The organism is Solibacillus isronensis, assembly GCF_023715405.1.
GTDB classification, from domain to species: Bacteria; Bacillota; Bacilli; order Bacillales_A; family Planococcaceae; genus Solibacillus; species Solibacillus isronensis_B.
Map to the genome: position 1 here is coordinate 133,383 of NZ_JAMBOC010000004.1, position 15,584 is coordinate 148,966.

At 39.4% G+C, this 15,584-nt stretch carries 13 protein-coding genes; 6 read left to right on the forward strand and 7 right to left on the reverse strand.

Annotated elements, in window-relative coordinates:
• Positions 1-909, forward strand: a complete 909-nt coding sequence (locus M3166_RS15585) for an ABC transporter ATP-binding protein (protein WP_251690771.1) — start codon at positions 1-3, stop codon at positions 907-909.
• Between the two features lie 90 nt (positions 910-999).
• On the opposite strand, the gene pruA is transcribed toward M3166_RS15585, so the two are convergent.
• On the reverse strand, positions 1,000-2,544 hold the full coding sequence (gene pruA / locus M3166_RS15590) for an L-glutamate gamma-semialdehyde dehydrogenase (RefSeq protein ID WP_008405509.1): 1,545 nt from the start codon (positions 2,542-2,544) through the stop codon (positions 1,000-1,002).
• A gap of 168 nt (positions 2,545-2,712) precedes the next feature.
• On the opposite strand from pruA, the gene M3166_RS15595 reads away from it, so the two are divergent.
• The 5 genes from M3166_RS15595 (at position 2,713) to M3166_RS15615 (ending at position 8,946) form a co-directional block, all read left to right on the forward strand.
• Complete coding sequence (locus tag M3166_RS15595) at positions 2,713-4,008, forward strand: sigma 54-interacting transcriptional regulator (protein WP_251690772.1); 1,296 nt, start codon at positions 2,713-2,715, stop codon at positions 4,006-4,008.
• Positions 4,009-4,309: 301 nt separating this feature from the next.
• The gene (locus tag M3166_RS15600) at positions 4,310-5,284 is read left to right on the forward strand and encodes a proline dehydrogenase family protein (RefSeq protein ID WP_251690773.1); all 975 of its coding nucleotides are present in this window, start codon (positions 4,310-4,312) and stop codon (positions 5,282-5,284) included.
• A gap of 89 nt (positions 5,285-5,373) precedes the next feature.
• Positions 5,374-6,858 (forward strand): sodium/proline symporter PutP, encoded by a 1,485-nt coding sequence (putP, locus tag M3166_RS15605; RefSeq protein WP_251690774.1) that lies wholly within the window; start codon positions 5,374-5,376, stop codon positions 6,856-6,858.
• 79 nt (positions 6,859-6,937) lie between these two features.
• Positions 6,938-7,789: a PucR family transcriptional regulator gene (locus M3166_RS15610; protein WP_251690775.1), complete on the forward strand. Its 852-nt coding sequence runs from the start codon at positions 6,938-6,940 to the stop codon at positions 7,787-7,789.
• Between the two features lie 74 nt (positions 7,790-7,863).
• Positions 7,864-8,946, forward strand: a complete 1,083-nt coding sequence (locus tag M3166_RS15615) for an ABC transporter ATP-binding protein (RefSeq protein WP_251690776.1) — start codon at positions 7,864-7,866, stop codon at positions 8,944-8,946.
• A 57-nt stretch (positions 8,947-9,003) separates the two neighbouring features.
• On the opposite strand, the gene M3166_RS15620 is transcribed toward M3166_RS15615, so the two are convergent.
• The 6 genes from M3166_RS15620 to M3166_RS15645 all read right to left on the reverse strand — a co-directional run bounded on the left by M3166_RS15620 (position 9,004) and on the right by M3166_RS15645 (position 15,581).
• Positions 9,004-9,867, reverse strand: a complete 864-nt coding sequence (locus M3166_RS15620; protein WP_251690777.1) for an ROK family protein — start codon at positions 9,865-9,867, stop codon at positions 9,004-9,006.
• The gene (locus M3166_RS15625) at positions 9,868-10,806 is read right to left on the reverse strand and encodes a GNAT family N-acetyltransferase (protein WP_251690778.1); all 939 of its coding nucleotides are present in this window, start codon (positions 10,804-10,806) and stop codon (positions 9,868-9,870) included.
• A gap of 1 nt (position 10,807) precedes the next feature.
• Complete coding sequence (locus M3166_RS15630) at positions 10,808-12,382, reverse strand: FAD-dependent oxidoreductase (RefSeq protein ID WP_251690779.1); 1,575 nt, start codon at positions 12,380-12,382, stop codon at positions 10,808-10,810.
• Positions 12,383-13,906 (reverse strand): hypothetical protein, encoded by a 1,524-nt coding sequence (locus M3166_RS15635; protein ID WP_251690780.1) that lies wholly within the window; start codon positions 13,904-13,906, stop codon positions 12,383-12,385.
• Positions 13,907-13,980: 74 nt separating this feature from the next.
• Entirely contained in the window at positions 13,981-14,955 is a 975-nt protein-coding gene (locus M3166_RS15640; RefSeq protein ID WP_251690781.1) for a Gfo/Idh/MocA family protein, read from the reverse strand.
• Complete coding sequence (locus M3166_RS15645) at positions 14,952-15,581, reverse strand: peptide ABC transporter substrate-binding protein (RefSeq protein ID WP_251690782.1); 630 nt, start codon at positions 15,579-15,581, stop codon at positions 14,952-14,954. The genes M3166_RS15640 and M3166_RS15645 overlap by 4 nt, the downstream gene beginning before the upstream one ends.
• Between the last annotated feature and the right edge of the window lie 3 nt (positions 15,582-15,584).

Below are 15,584 nucleotides of genomic sequence, written 5' to 3' on the forward strand. Positions count from 1 at the left end.
ATGGCAAATAAAATATTAGAAGTACAAGGCTTAAAACAATATTTTGGCACTGCTAAACAGCCGATTAAAGCGATCGATGGCATCTCCTTTGATGTGTATGAAGGCGAAACATTAGGTTTAGTCGGGGAGTCAGGCTGCGGTAAATCTACAACTGGTCGCTCTATTATCCGCCTTTACGATATTACAGAAGGTCAAATTACCTTTAAAGGCAAAAACATATCAGAAATGAAGTCTCGAAAAGAATTGATGCAATTCAACCGTGAAATGCAAATGATTTTCCAGGACCCTTATGCGAGTTTAAATCCTCGTATGACGGCCGGCGAATTAATTGCAGAAGGCTTTGATATCCATGGCCTGTATAAAAATAAAAAAGAACGCCAAGCTCGTATTGGTGAGTTGCTGGAAGCAGTTGGACTGACACGTGAGCATGCTAACCGTTATGCCCATGAGTTTTCTGGTGGTCAGCGTCAACGTATCGGTATTGCCCGTGCGCTTAGTTTAGACCCAAGCTTCATTATTGCAGATGAGCCGATTTCTGCGCTTGATGTTTCTATCCAAGCACAGGTAGTAAACTTACTGAAGCAACTACAAAAAGAACGTGGGCTAACTTATTTATTCATCGCCCATGATTTATCGATGGTAAAGTATATATCAGACCGAATTGCGGTTATGTATCGCGGAAAAATATTAGAACTTGGAAGTGCGGATGAGATTTACAATAACCCAATCCATCCTTATACGAAGTCTCTATTATCTGCAGTTCCTCAGCCAGATCCGGCTTATGAACGCAACCGTACACGTATCCCGTACAAACATGTTGAACATGATCCGGCTGCTAAAGTAATCGAAGCCCGCCCTGGCCATTTCGTCTTTGGCACAGATGTACAAGTAAAAGACTGGGCTAAATAAAAGAACAAAATAAGAACTCCTTCACGAGGCAATGTGAAGGAGTTCTTTCTATATTATATAAGGAAATTTCCAATGACTATTACTTAATAATTAAAATGCTTCTGATGTTGTTTTCGCTTGCATATGCAATGTTAAATAATCTGGTCCGCCTGCTTTAGAGTCAGTACCTGACATATTGAAGCCGCCAAATGGTTGGTAACCAACGATTGCACCTGTACAGCCGCGGTTGAAATAAAGGTTTCCAACATGGAACTCTTCGCGAGCATACTCTAAGTTCATACGGTCATTTGTAATAACAGCACCTGTTAAGCCGTATTCCGTGTTGTTTGCAATATCAATCGCTTCTTCAAATGAATCTGCTTTTGTAATCGCTACAACTGGACCGAAGATTTCTTCTTTCATAATACGCGCTTCTGGATCTACGTCGGCAAATACTGTCGGGTGTACGAAGTAACCAACAGAATCATCTGCAGTACCACCAGCAACTAGACGGCCTTCTGTTTTACCAATTTCAATATACTCACTGATTTTTTTGAATGCTGCTGAATCGATTACTGTTGCCATAAAGTTGTTATTGTCTGAAGGGTCACCGATTGTTAATGATTTCGTTAACTCTTCCACACGGTTTACAACTTGATCATATACATCTTTTACAATTACTACACGTGAACATGCTGAACACTTTTGTCCTGAGAAACCGAACGCTGATTTTACAATGGACTGTGCAGCTAACTCTAAATCTGCATCCTTATCAACAACGATTGTATCTTTACCACCCATTTCAGCGATGACACGTTTAATCCAAATTTGACCTGGGCTTAATTTTGATGCGCGTTCGTTAATACGTAAACCGACATCACGAGAACCTGTAAAGCTGATGAAGCGTGTTTTCGGGTGGTCTACTAAGTAGTCCCCTACTTCCGCTCCACTACCAGGAACGAAGTTTACTACGCCCTTTGGTAAACCTGCTTCTTCAAGCACTTCAATAAATTTATAAGCGACAACCGGTGTTGTTGATGCTGGTTTTAATAATACTGTGTTACCAGTAACAACAGCTGCTACAGTTGTACCTGCCATAATTGCGAACGGGAAGTTCCAAGGAGAAATAACAATCCCGATCCCTAGTGGAATATAATCATAACGGTTGTATTCATTTGGACGACTTTCTACTTTACGTCCATCTTTCATTTCCAGCATTTGACGGCCGTAATATTCTAAAAAGTCGATTGCTTCTGCAGTATCTGCATCCGCTTCATTCCATGGCTTACCTGCTTCTTTCGTTAACCATGCAGAAAACTCATGCTTGCGGCGGCGGATAATTGTCGCTGCTTTAAATAATACGTCTGCACGGATTTCAGGTTTAACTTTTTTCCATGATTTGAAGGCTTTATCTGCTTCTTGCATCGCTTTTTCAGCCAAGTCTTTTGAAGCTTTTGAAACAGACCCAATCACTTCTGTTTTCTTTGCCGGGTTATATGATACAATTTTTTCTTCTGTCGTAATACGTTCGCCACCGATAATTAGAGGATAGTCGGCACCAAGCTGTGATTCTACTTTTTTAAGCGCTTCCAAATAAGCTTGCTTGTTTTCTTCTACCGAGAAATCTGTAAATGGTTCATGTTTATAGTTAATCATTTATCATTACCTCCGATATTAAGTGCAATATATTTTTGCATCATATTATGTTACTTAATTTGAATTATGCAATATAATAATGCTTAAATCAATTATTTTTTCTAAATTACGCAAATTATCTCATTTTGACATTCCCATGCTAAAATAAAATGGAGGGGGTTACACCGTATGAATCAACTAGATGACTCTAGTGTTTTTGAATTTATGATTGAAAAAATAGAAACCGGTCTTTGCGCTATTGACGAAAATGGACGAGTCATCGTTTACAACAAAAAAATGCGCGAACTTACTGGTGAATCACTTGAACAAATAACACAGCGCTTTTTATCACAGTCACTTGACTTTAACTTGGAGCAAAATATGCTGCAAAAAGTTTTAGCTTCGGGTCAAAGTTTTAAACATATTAAGCAAACGTTCTGGAATGCCCGTGGTGAAGAAGTCACAATGATGAATGACTATTATCCATATACCCTTAATGACGGTACGAAAATCGCTATTCAATTTTCCCGCGATATTACACAGCAGGAGTTTTTAATGGACCGTCCTTTAAGTCGTTACGGAGCTCCATTAACTTTTGATATTATTACCGCTGTCTCAAAATCGATGAAGCAAGTAATCCAGCAAGCTAAAATTGCCGCGCTAGGCCGAATTCCGGTCATGCTTGTCGGTGAATCAGGGACAGGGAAAGATATGATTGCAGAAGGTATTCATCATGAGTTGGCAGAAAAAAACGAACGCTTTATTACACTTATTTGCCGCCGCAATGAAGAAACTTTGCTCGCTCAAATCGAAAAATATATTGCCGAGGAAAAAAACTATACGTTTTTTGCCGAGCGGATTGAGTTTTTATCAGATGAAGCACAAAACCGTATCGTGGAGCTTCTGGAGAAACATTCCGAACGTAACCATGTATTTATTGCAAGTATTGGTGAAGATCCGATTGACCTAATCCAGAAAGGTCATCTCTCCAAAAATCTGTATTACTTATTTTCTAACTTAACAATTCAAGTACCGGCATTACGTGAGCGCCGTGAAGACATTAAGCCTTTCGTGGACGATTATTTCGCTCGCCGACGCATTGCATACGGCAGCCCGGTTAAAGGTCTATCACCTGAAATCGAGGAAATATTTCTGAACTATGAATGGCCAGGAAACTTAAAAGAACTAGAAGTGTTACTGGATGATATTAGTGCATTACTTACAACAGAAGAATATGTGGAACTTATACATATCCCAGCATATTTCAAGTGGAAGCTCCAGCAAGCCGAGCCAACTACCTCCGAGCAGCAAAAATTATTTGACTTCTCCGGACAAACATTGCAGCCTCTTGATGAATATATGCGTAAAGTTGAGGATTATTATATTTCACACGCCTTACAGCTGAATGATGGAAATATTTCACAAACAGCTAAAGCACTAGGCATCCACCGCCAAGGTTTACAATATCGCTTAAAACGCAAGTGAAACTGGAAATATATTCTATTAATTACCATTTAACAGATCCGCTCTATGTGGGTCTGTTTTTCATTTTACAAAGTGCAATATTATAATGCATGTCATATAAATGATGTTTTTTAGAGCATGTAAACGTTTTAATAAAGTATTTCAGCAAAATTTTTTTACAGCAAAAACCGTTGCTATTTCTCGCTTTTCCTTCTAGCAAACACTAAACTTCTCAAAATTTGTTTCCTTTTTTGAATTTTTTGTTTTATACTCACGTCAATAACAATAAAATACTTTTTTAATCGCAGGGGGATTGATTAAAATGTCATTAAAAGATTTTTTTATCGCACTTTCAGAGAATCAAACATTAAATTCTGCAGCCCAAAAATACGGATTTAAGCTAGGGGCGCAAAGTGTCGTTGCAGGTACAAATATTGATGAAGTTATAGAAAGCATCAAGCATTTAAATGCACAGGGTATTTCTTGTACTGTCGATAACCTAGGGGAATTTGTGTTTGAGAAGTCAGCTGCACTTGCTGCAAAAGAGCAAATTTTGGCAGTAATCGAACGCATTCACAGTGAAAACCTTGATGCACATATTTCTTTAAAACCATCTCAGTTGGGGTTGGATATTGATTTCGAGTTTAGCTATGAAAATCTAAGAGAGATCGTTGCATTGGCAAATGAATATCAGATTTTTGTTAATTTTGATATGGAGAACTATGCTCGTTTACACCCTTCATTTGAGTTATTGGAGAAGATTCATGCTGAATACGATAATGTTGGTACAGTAATTCAAGCGTACTTTTTCGAGTCAGATGAAAATGTCGAACGTTTTAAAGATTACCGTTTACGCCTTGTAAAAGGTGCTTACAAAGAAGACGAATCTGTCGCTTATCAAAATAAAGCCGATATTGACCGCAAGTTTATCGAGCAAATTGAATACCATTTACTACATGGCAAATTCACTTCAATTGCAACACATGACCACAATGTAATTAATCATGTAAAACAATTTGTCGAAAAGCATAATATTCCGAATGATAAATTTGAGTTCCAAATGCTTTATGGTTTCCGTAAAGAAATGCAGTTGAGCCTTGCAAAAGAAGGATACAACTTCTGTACGTATGTACCGTTTGGTAATGATTGGTATGGCTACTTTATGCGTCGTTTAGCTGAACGCCCGCAAAACCTGACTCTTGTCACAAAACAAGTATTTACGAAAAAAACAAATACAATTTTAGCTGTTGCAGCAGGTGCATTTTTAGCCGGACGTATGTCTAAAAAGTATAGATAAGTACAGATGCGCCATATTTTATTGCGTTGACGACCATCTATCGAAGCATGTTAAACTAGTCAAAAATTATTAATAAAGGAGTTGTCTTTATGTCGGATTATAGCTATCAGTTGTTGGCCATTATTATTTACATGATTGTGATGCTCGGTATCGGTTGGTATGCCTTTCGAAAAACTAGCAACCTGACAGACTATATGTTAGGAGGGCGCGGTCTCGGTGCAGCTGTAACAGCATTAAGTGCCGGTGCAGCGGATATGTCGGGCTGGCTGTTAATGGGACTTCCAGGTGCAATCTATTTATCAGGACTTGTGGAAGCTTGGATTGCAATCGGTTTAACAATCGGTGCTTACTTAAACTGGTTACTTGTAGCACCTCGTTTACGTGTTTATACACAAGTAACAAAGGATTCCATTACAATTCCAAGTTATTTGGATAACCGTTTGCGTGATAACACTAAACTATTACGTATCGCATCCGGAATTATCATTTTAGTATTCTTTACATTCTATGTATCTTCCGGAATGGTATCCGGCGGTAAGTTTTTCGAAAGCTCATTCGGAATGGATTATCATACAGGTCTTTTATTCGTATCTGCAGTAGTTGTCGCTTACACTTTATTTGGCGGATTCCTGGCTGTTAGTTATACGGATGTTATTCAAGGACTTATTATGCTTATTACATTAATTGCTGTCCCTGTTTTCGGAATTTTCCTAACAGGCGGTATTGGGGAAACGGTCGATTCCATTAAAGCGGTAGATCCGGAAATGTTCAGCCTTCTTCCATCTACTGTGACAGCTGCGGCTATTATTTCTTCTCTTGCATGGGGGCTTGGCTACTTTGGTCAGCCACATATAATTGTGCGCTTTATGGCGATTTCATCTGTAAAAGAAACGAAAAGTGCACGCCGTATCGGTATTGGATGGATGATTTTCAGTTTACTAGGTGCGCTTGCAACAGCTTTGGTCGGTGTAGCATACTTCCAACAGCAAGGTACGGAATTAAAAGATCCGGAAACGGTATTTATCGTACTAGGACAAATTTTATTCCATCCGTTCATCGCAGGAATTGTACTTGCAGCAATTTTGGCAGCAGTTATGAGTACCATTTCATCACAATTAATCGTAACTTCTTCAGCACTGATTGAAGACATTTATAAAGCTTTGTTCAACAAGACTGCGACAGATAAACATTACGTATTTTTAGGTCGTGTCGCTGTACTATTCGTATCTATCATTGCGGCAATTGTTGCATGGAATCCTGAAAGCACAATTTTAGGACTGGTAGCATTCGCATGGGCAGGTTTCGGTGCAGCATTCGGTCCAATCATTTTACTTTCCCTGTTCTGGCGCAAGCTTACTAACTACGGAGCACTTGCCGGCATGGTTGCCGGTGCCGCAGTTGCATTTGTTTGGGGTCGTACGGAAAGTTTAACAAGCATGCTTTATGAGATTGTACCTGGCTTTATCGCGTGTTTAGTCGTTGCAGTCGTAGTAAGTATGTTAACGTATAAACCAAATGCGGAAATCGAAGAAGAGTTCAATGAAACTCAGCGTATTTTAAAAGAAGAGCAATAGTAACAATAAAAACGGTATGATCTTTTATAGATATACCGTTTTTTCAATATCCAGAAAAACTTTTGATGGAGGTTATTTTATGCAACTTGCACAACTATTCCCTTCCCTTAAGCAACATAGTACATACCCGACAGCCCATAATTCTGCAACTACAATTTTTTATGATTCGCCTAATGCATGCTGGTATGAAATCGCCAAAAGTGAAATAACCGAACGAGATGCTCTATTGTTAAGGCATTTTTATCATGAATGTAGTGAGCAAACGGATCCGTGGTTACTATTATTGACACAAGGAGTTGTACCAAAGCCAGCTACTTACTCTTCTATTCGAATTTTACAATATCATATTAATAATGACGCCGCGCAATTAAAGTACGCTATCGAACTTTTCTTTATGCATGATGTTTATCTTCTTGAAGTTTCTCCTACTACTTTCTGGATTATTTTGTTTAAAAATTATTCACGGGAAGAACTGGAAGGCTTTATTGCTATACTGGAAAATGATTTTTATTTGCATGGACAACTTTTCATAGGTCAAATGCTACCAGTTTCCGAGATGCTTCACCAATCTTTCTCATCAGAGCAAAAAATGTTTCAGACCATTTTAGAACGGCAACATCAAACGATCTATACATTTTCTGAATGCTTCCTAACTATACTGCCGTTACATTTAAATCTGCCGTTACAACAATATTTGCAGCATACGCTGTTCAATAATTTAAATGATGAAATGATTACTACCATTACAACGCTATTTTCCCATAATGGAAACATGTCCTCAGCCGCAAAAGAATTACATATACACCGCAACACGTTGTTGTATCGAACACAACGTTATTTTGAAGAAACATCATTGGACTTAAAGCGCAGTGACGATCTGCTAATAGCTTATTTAGCAGCTCAATTGAATAAACTGACAAAATATCCCTGAAAATTTTAAGCACATTGCACAAAGGCATTCCCCTCTTAATCTTTTATAATATGAAAAAAGGGGGATTGTTTTTTATGTTAGATTTTGATCATCTTGTAAAACGTTATCCCGATGGCTATGTAGCTGTTGAAAATTTTCATTTAAAGGTTGAACCTGGTGAATTCCTTGTACTTGTTGGTCCTTCAGGCTGCGGGAAATCTACGACATTGCGTATGGTGGCAGGACTTGAAACGATTTCCGAAGGGGAACTACGCATCGAGGGTAAACGAGTGAATGAAGTTGAACCAAAAGACCGTGATATTGCAATGGTGTTCCAAAACTACGCTCTTTATCCGCATATGAATGTATATGATAATATGGCTTTTGGCTTGAAGCTGCGTAAATTCTCCAAAGATCAAATTGATAAAAAAGTACGTGACGCTGCAGCAATTTTAGGGTTATCGGAATTATTGGACAAGAAGCCAAAATCCCTATCCGGTGGTCAGCGCCAACGTGTTGCATTAGGACGCGCCATTGTTCGTGACGCGAAACTGTTTTTAATGGACGAACCATTATCGAACTTGGATGCAAAACTTCGTGTACAAATGCGCTCTGAAATTACAAAGCTCCATTACCGTTTAAATACGACGACTATATATGTTACACACGACCAGACGGAAGCGATGACAATGGCTTCACGTATTGTTGTAATGAAAGATGGAATCATTCAGCAAATCGGAACGCCTCGTGAAGTATATGATACACCTGAGAATGTATTTGTTGGCGGGTTTATTGGTTCACCAGCTATGAACTTCCTTCGCGGGAATGTCGTAGGGGAATATTTTGAAATTGCCAGCGAAAAAGTTCGCATTCCCGAAGAAAAATTAAAAGTATTAAAAGAACAAAATTATACGGACCGGGAAATTATTTTAGGTATCCGTCCTGAAGATATACATGACGGCAATAAACAAGACTCGAGCAGTGTTGTTAAAACTAAAGTGCAAGTAAGCGAATTAACCGGTGCAGAAATGATTGTTTATGCATCAATTGATGACCAGCAATTTGTAGGCAAAATACACGCAGATGCAGATGTAGCTATGGGCCAGGAGCTTTCCCTTAACTTCAACTTAGCTAAGGCACACTTTTTTGATCCGGCAACTGAAATGCGGATTCGCTGATTAGTAAATAATTAGAAAAAGCAGTCAGAGAAAATTCTGACTGCTTCTTTTTATATTTTATAGCAACGCTGCACCTATCAGTCCGGCATTGCCTTTATTTAGGCTTGCTTGCACTCTGCCTTTTTTATGTTCAAAGAATGGCAGGCTGAAATACTGATCAACTAAACGGGAAATTTCACCCACAATTAGCGGATGATGATTCATAACTCCTCCGCCTAGTACAACAACATGCGGATCTACTAATAGGATGAAACTATGAATTTTCTGAGCGATTTCTTGCTGCCATTCATGGATGAGCGGCACAATACGTTCATCATTTTCATAGTAGCGGTCAAAAAATTGCTGTAATGTCCATTCTTCATTTGTATGCTGCTGTAACTTCTTTAATAAACCAGGTCCAGCACATACTTCTTCAAAATAGGCCCCTGCGCTTGTTAACGAAAAACCGATTTCTCCTGGAATTCCGGCACCTCTTAAAAACTTTCCTTCATGAATGATACAGCAGGCAATTCCTGTACTGATCGTGACATAAATGAATGTCTCTTTTTCAAAATGACGGATTTTATATTCTCCATTTGCTGCTGTCATCATATCTGTTTCCATAAAAACTTGAGCTTTCGGAAATGCCATTTCAAGTCTTTGGACGAGCGGAAAATTACGCCATGGCAAGTTTTGCTGAAATACAACAAGCCCTTGTTTTAAATCTAATATTCCCGGTAAACCGACCGCAACTTTTATAACGTCCCCCCCATCTTCATCTTCCAGAAGCTTATGAAAACCAGAAATAATGGCCTCAAATAATGATTCAGATTGCTGGGGACTCTTTGCTTCCATTTGCTTTATTATTTTTTCAGGCTGTTCTTGCTTCGATAAAGCAAGTGCTAATTTTGTCCCTCCGATATCAGCACTTAAAATCCACATTTAGTCCACCTGCTTCACAAAAATTCCGTAGTCTTTCCAAATCGTATAGCCAAGCTTTTCATAAAAGGCGATTAAATCTGTCCAATCAATAAAGAACGTCTCTTTACCACGTTGCTGCAAATAATATTCTGCTGCTTCAATAACCGCACGTCCTAATCCATATTTTCTATAATCTTCATTTACCCCTAGTGGACCAATGCCACCTAATCGGTCAAACTGCTCTGCCCAATTATAGTTCGGCCCCTTCCAGGCACTATGTTCGTCATTTATACGACAGAAGCCAACAATCTTACCTTCCCATTTTACAACGACATAATCTCTTCCTGTACCTCCGTGAGCAAAATAGTCATGTGCTTCAAAAGTCCAACGTCCGGGAAAAGACTTGCTCATAAAATCAATGAGTTGCTGTTGTTCCTCTTTTTCCAATAGAACAAATTGAACATTGTTTTTTTCAGGCAATGACAATCGCTCTGTTATCGTTTTCGTAAAGTCTACACTATCGACAACTCTCTTAAAGCCAAACTTTTCGGCGAATGCAACACCTTCCCGCTGACCAAGTGGGACTCCGCATAATAAGTGGCCTAAATCTCCGCCAAACTGGATTTTCTTTATTCCGTTATTGTGAAGGGCCTGTTCTGCATATTGATAAAGTTCTGTCGCAATTTTTTGCTGACGGTAATCCGGGTGTACGAGCAGCATTTGAATCCAGCCATGCTCCTTATTTAAAGAAACGCCGTGTGTTTCATGCCAAACTTTTGCAATGACAACACCGACAGTTTTCCCGTCTATTTCCTTTATCGCACTTCCTTCATCTAAAACATAAGATGATTGCCAAGTATTTTGTTCAAGCAAGCGATCCGACAACTTAAAGTCAGGCAAACAAATATTCCATAAGTCTACTATGTTCTTGTGAGATTCCTTTGTTACTGGCTTTAGCATCCTATTTCCCCCCAAATGTTTCTTCCATTCGACGTAACGGATCATCAAAAAAGTTTTCATCCCATTCAACAACTTGCCCTTGTTCTATTAACTGTTGTTTTACTTGTTCATATGAAATGTCCTGAACTGGTTTCCCTTCCTGCAGTGCAATTGCCGCTACAGTACCTGCCACTTGCCCGAGCATCATAAATACCGGTTCCATCCGAATTGAACCATAAGCAATATGAGAAGCACTTAGGCACACAGGAACAATTAAGTTTGTACAATGCTCCTTCTTCGGTAAAAGCGAACGCAAATCGATCATAAATGGTTTTACCGGTACTTGGATATCACCTTCATTCATTACTCGCCCATTGACGACGATCCGACGGCAATTATGTGAATCCATATGAAAAGATGCGATTGCAATAGGTTGTTCGCAAATTACTCGTTTTAGTGCATTGTGTTCTGTCATAACATACTCGCCTACCATTCGCCTTGCTTCTCTTATATACAGCTGGCGCGGCCAATTGCCTGTATCGGTAAACTCATCTGCCGCCAATCCCCATTGTCCCACTTCTTCACGAATAACAAGCGGCACTTCTTCATCATTGGCTAAAAAGTACAGTAGCCCTGCAACATATGTTACATGCTGCTGATACATTTTTTCTCTTAATTCATAATCCCCATCTGGGAAAGCATAATTCATTCCGATAAAATCCGTAGAAAATGCCCCATGGTTATTTAAATCGGTTTTTCCATTCATCAATGGGGTATGTAACTTCATCGCGTCCCAATGCCCTGCCTTTATATAGCGTAACAGCAGTGCATAATTATTACGCTCATATCCATTCGGTTTTGGGAACGGCACTTTTTTTTCCTTTGTTAAACACATCCGGAAATTATAAGCTTGAATTCGATGATCACCTTCACCATTTTGCTCTTTCACAACCTCATCCGAAATTCCATACAATAGTCCGCTTGCCGGATTGCCTTCTTCTATATACGGATCGATAAAACTTTCAAACTTGTGATGTTGTGCACCAAATTGAACTCCATTATAAATTTCCTTATAAACTGTGCTTGCTTCTCTTCCTACAATATATTCAACCCCTGCATGTGCCAGCAGATCACCTTCATAGCTGGCATCAATAAATTGCTTTGCTTCATAGGTTGTACTGTCTGTCATAACGATTTGCTGAATTTGCCGGTCTTCAAGAAGAACCGATTCAATAAATTGCTCCGTCTGGATATCAATCTCATGTTCTTCTAACCATGTTTTAAATATACGTTCTGCTACATGCGGCTCGAAACGTACACATTTTTCGATACGATAGTGGTGCGCAATCTCGTCATAAAATTGCTTCGCTAAACCACCAAGCGCCTGTTCAGCACCTAAGTCCGTTGCCCCTAACCCACTTGTCGTCATCCCGCCGACAAAGCGGCTGCATTCAGCAATACGAACATCATGTCCCTTCTTTTTAAGGGTAATTGCTGCTGTAATGCCTGCAGGTGTCGCACCGTATATTAATACATCCTGCTTATAATGCTGTTGTCTCTTTTCTTTTTTACAGTAATAAAAAACCGGTTCCCACATTTATAAAGCCTCCCAACGTGATTTCGTAGCCTGAACGACTCCCTGTAATGACTCCACATATTGTTGAAGCGGTTCCTCTACTTGCTCCTGTTGCAGCAACTGTTCCATTTTATTTAATAACTCCAGTACTTCAAGTTTCATTTCCGGGTTTTTGGCCTCTACAACACGGCTTGGGAAAAATACGGCGTTATACTGACTGTTTTGAGCAAAAATGTGTTCAATTTCTTCTGCAAGCTGCTGCATGGCCGGTGACAGTAAATACGAAACAGTTTCTACATCTTCCCAAAGCGACCTTGCAAATACGACATTATTTAATTGCTGGTACTGCTGATAATCGTATTGCTCCATATGTGGCTGAGCCTTTGCGAGTTTATGAAGTGGCACGACTAAATTGACCATTCCATCACAGCCTGTTTTTTTATAATTCTCTATATCTGTCGTTATTCGTTTAAATAATAGCGGGAAAAGTTCACTTAGCATGAAGTGGTCACTGTAATATTCAAAAACTGTAATCTGTTTGTCAGTTGCACTGCGCCAATCCATCAGGCTATCCCATGCACGCTCATCACGTTCTGATTCATAACTGTGTGCATAATTACGTCCCCAATATGCATATAAAACATTGGCTGTACTTACCTGCTGTTCTTTGCGCTCAAGCATTTCCCAACTTAGACCGGCATTATAGACGATATGCTCTACTTCAACTTGTAAACCTGCTCCAGTTAATGCTTGCTGTAGCTTTTCGGTGAAAGCCATATATTGAGTTAAAAAGAGCTTTGCTTCTTCACCTTTTGCTCCCACATCTTCCGGCCAGAGTGAAATCCGTCGAATAACGGGTTCTGCTTCACAGTAAGATACGATTACTTCGATGACTGATTGCTGAGCTTTTTCATTCTGTAAAAAGTCATGATTTTTTAGCGCATTGGCCGCTGTAAATTCTGTTTCCTCTCCAACTAAGTCATTTACCGCCCCATCAGCAGCAGCCTTTCCGGAAACGCTAACTCCTTTTGCCTTTGCCAATAAATAACGTAAACTGTGCCCGCCTAACGTGACATCAATCCCACGCTTTTTTATTTCCGGCAATAGCGCCTCCTTTACTTCATCCCATAGGAAAAATGTAAAGAACACTTCATTTAGTCCGTTTTTCGTACCAACATCTAGCATCCTCTTTAAAAAAGGGATGTCATCGATTGTTTCAAATACATTTCCTCTACGACTGAATTTCGGTTTTCCTTCATAGGTACTTGTCAGCCCTTGAATACCAATTTTTTTCTCATTCTCCAACTCCAAAAATACAAGCCCTTCTACCTTTTCAATCAGTTTATACACCCCGTACAACAAGGAACGACTTGTATTCCCGCGAATCACATAGTTATTTTCAGTGTAATTAATTACATATTCATCACCATTTCCCAATGGATTCAACTGTTCAAAAATGACTTGTTTATCCCCCGTATAAAAGCGTTCTAGTTCTTCAAATGCAAATTGTTCAATTTCATTTTTATAACTTTTTAGTTTGTTCATCTGCATCATTCCCTTTCGTTAATTGCTCCGGTTTAACGAAAAGGATACCCGTTACGAGTATCCTTTGAATTGTCCTATAGTTTTACTGCTTGCTTTTTGTAATTTGACTCATATGCTGCCAACGCTATTTCTAAAGATTTCAATCCATCATAACCGGAAATAAGCGGTTGCTTTTGATGCTGAATTGAATTTAGAAAGTCGACAATTAAATCAAAATCGGTATCATTTCCGCTATATAAATGTGTGAGCGATTTGTTGCCTTTCCCATACAGGTTAAGCTTCTCGTTGAACACATCGACTTTTCGCGTTGCTTTCGTTCCGATTACTTCAATCATCACGTCACCCCATGTCGGAAATTCCGGGAACCGTGACCAGCTTGCATCGTGTGAAGCAATCACACCATTATCAAATACAATTGTCATGATCCCTGCATCATCCGTACCAAGCTCGGTAAAATAGTTATTCGCAAATGCTGTAATTTCCTTTGCTTCGCTGTTCATATACCAGCGCATAATATCAACCATATGGACGGTATGATCCAATACCGCACCACCACCTGCCAACCCCTCATCGACAAACCATCCGCCCGGGTTTTGCCCGCGGTTAGTAGAACGGATTGCAACGATTTCTCCAAGTTCACCTGCATCAATGGCTGCTTTCAAATCTCGGATAGGTGCACTGTAGCGGACCGGATAAGCGATTGACAGTTGCACACCGTTTTCTTTACATACATCGATCATCTCTTTTGCATCATCAATATTTGTAGCAATCGGTTTTTCACATAAAATATGTTTTTTTGCGTTCGCTGCCGCAATTACCATTTCTTTATGAAACACATTTTCACTGCAAATAAGCACAACATCGATATCCTCTGCTAAAAATACATTCATATCTGTAAAAAATGGTACATCATATTGCTTGCTCGCATGCATACCTCTCGTTGTATCCGTATCAAAAATAGCTGTTAATTTCGTACCGGGGATACGCTGAATTGCCTTTGCATAGCTAGTAGCATGAATATGTGCAAAGCTCATAATGCCAATGTTCATCGCAGTTCACCTCGTTGCAGGAGCAGTCTAACAGCAGCCAGTCTTTCATCATAAGCATCATTCCATCGAACCGCATACTGATGAACTGCATCTATATTTTTGAACAGGTTTCGATTGTTGTCTGTGTCACTCGTCATTTGTAAACTATCAAACTCTGCAATATGCAGATGGCTGCTCCATTCAAGTTCAATCCGATCGTGACCCGTCCGGTATTCTAAATGGGCCATAATCGATTCTCCGAATTCACACAGAACGATCGTATAATGATTTTCTCCAATTTCATTCGAACGTACCGATACGTTTCGAACGGTTCCAAACCATTCCGATAAAGCAAGGATATCTTCTTCTATATACGAGAAATTATTCGTCGTTCTTCGCAGTCGAAGGACGCCTTTTACCGTATCATGTGCTTTCAACACTTCATGTAATTGAATGGCAAATGAATACGACCATAAATCGAAGTAAATCCAGCCTTGTTTATCAGAAATCGAGAATGGCTTATAGGCATCTGCTGCAGGCTGTTGCAAAATTGTTACGGTATTAGCCTCTTCACTGTTCTCGTTTGTAAAACGATACAGCGGAGAGTGCATAAGTAGCTTCCGGTCTTTTTCCAATACGATTTTCACTAG

Coding starts and splice junctions, on each gene's coding strand:
- M3166_RS15640 (WP_251690781.1), bottom strand. CDS start 14,955: ATGAACATTGGCATTATGAGCTTTGCACATATTCATGCTACTAGCTAT.
- M3166_RS15600 (WP_251690773.1), top strand. CDS start 4,310: ATGTCATTAAAAGATTTTTTTATCGCACTTTCAGAGAATCAAACATTA.
- M3166_RS15635 (WP_251690780.1), bottom strand. CDS start 13,906: ATGAACAAACTAAAAAGTTATAAAAATGAAATTGAACAATTTGCATTT.
- M3166_RS15585 (WP_251690771.1), top strand. CDS start 1: ATGGCAAATAAAATATTAGAAGTACAAGGCTTAAAACAATATTTTGGC.
- putP (WP_251690774.1), top strand. CDS start 5,374: ATGTCGGATTATAGCTATCAGTTGTTGGCCATTATTATTTACATGATT.
- M3166_RS15610 (WP_251690775.1), top strand. CDS start 6,938: ATGCAACTTGCACAACTATTCCCTTCCCTTAAGCAACATAGTACATAC.
- M3166_RS15620 (WP_251690777.1), bottom strand. CDS start 9,867: ATGTGGATTTTAAGTGCTGATATCGGAGGGACAAAATTAGCACTTGCT.
- M3166_RS15595 (WP_251690772.1), top strand. CDS start 2,713: ATGAATCAACTAGATGACTCTAGTGTTTTTGAATTTATGATTGAAAAA.
- pruA (WP_008405509.1), bottom strand. CDS start 2,544: ATGATTAACTATAAACATGAACCATTTACAGATTTCTCGGTAGAAGAA.
- M3166_RS15630 (WP_251690779.1), bottom strand. CDS start 12,382: ATGTGGGAACCGGTTTTTTATTACTGTAAAAAAGAAAAGAGACAACAG.
- M3166_RS15615 (WP_251690776.1), top strand. CDS start 7,864: ATGTTAGATTTTGATCATCTTGTAAAACGTTATCCCGATGGCTATGTA.
- M3166_RS15625 (WP_251690778.1), bottom strand. CDS start 10,806: ATGCTAAAGCCAGTAACAAAGGAATCTCACAAGAACATAGTAGACTTA.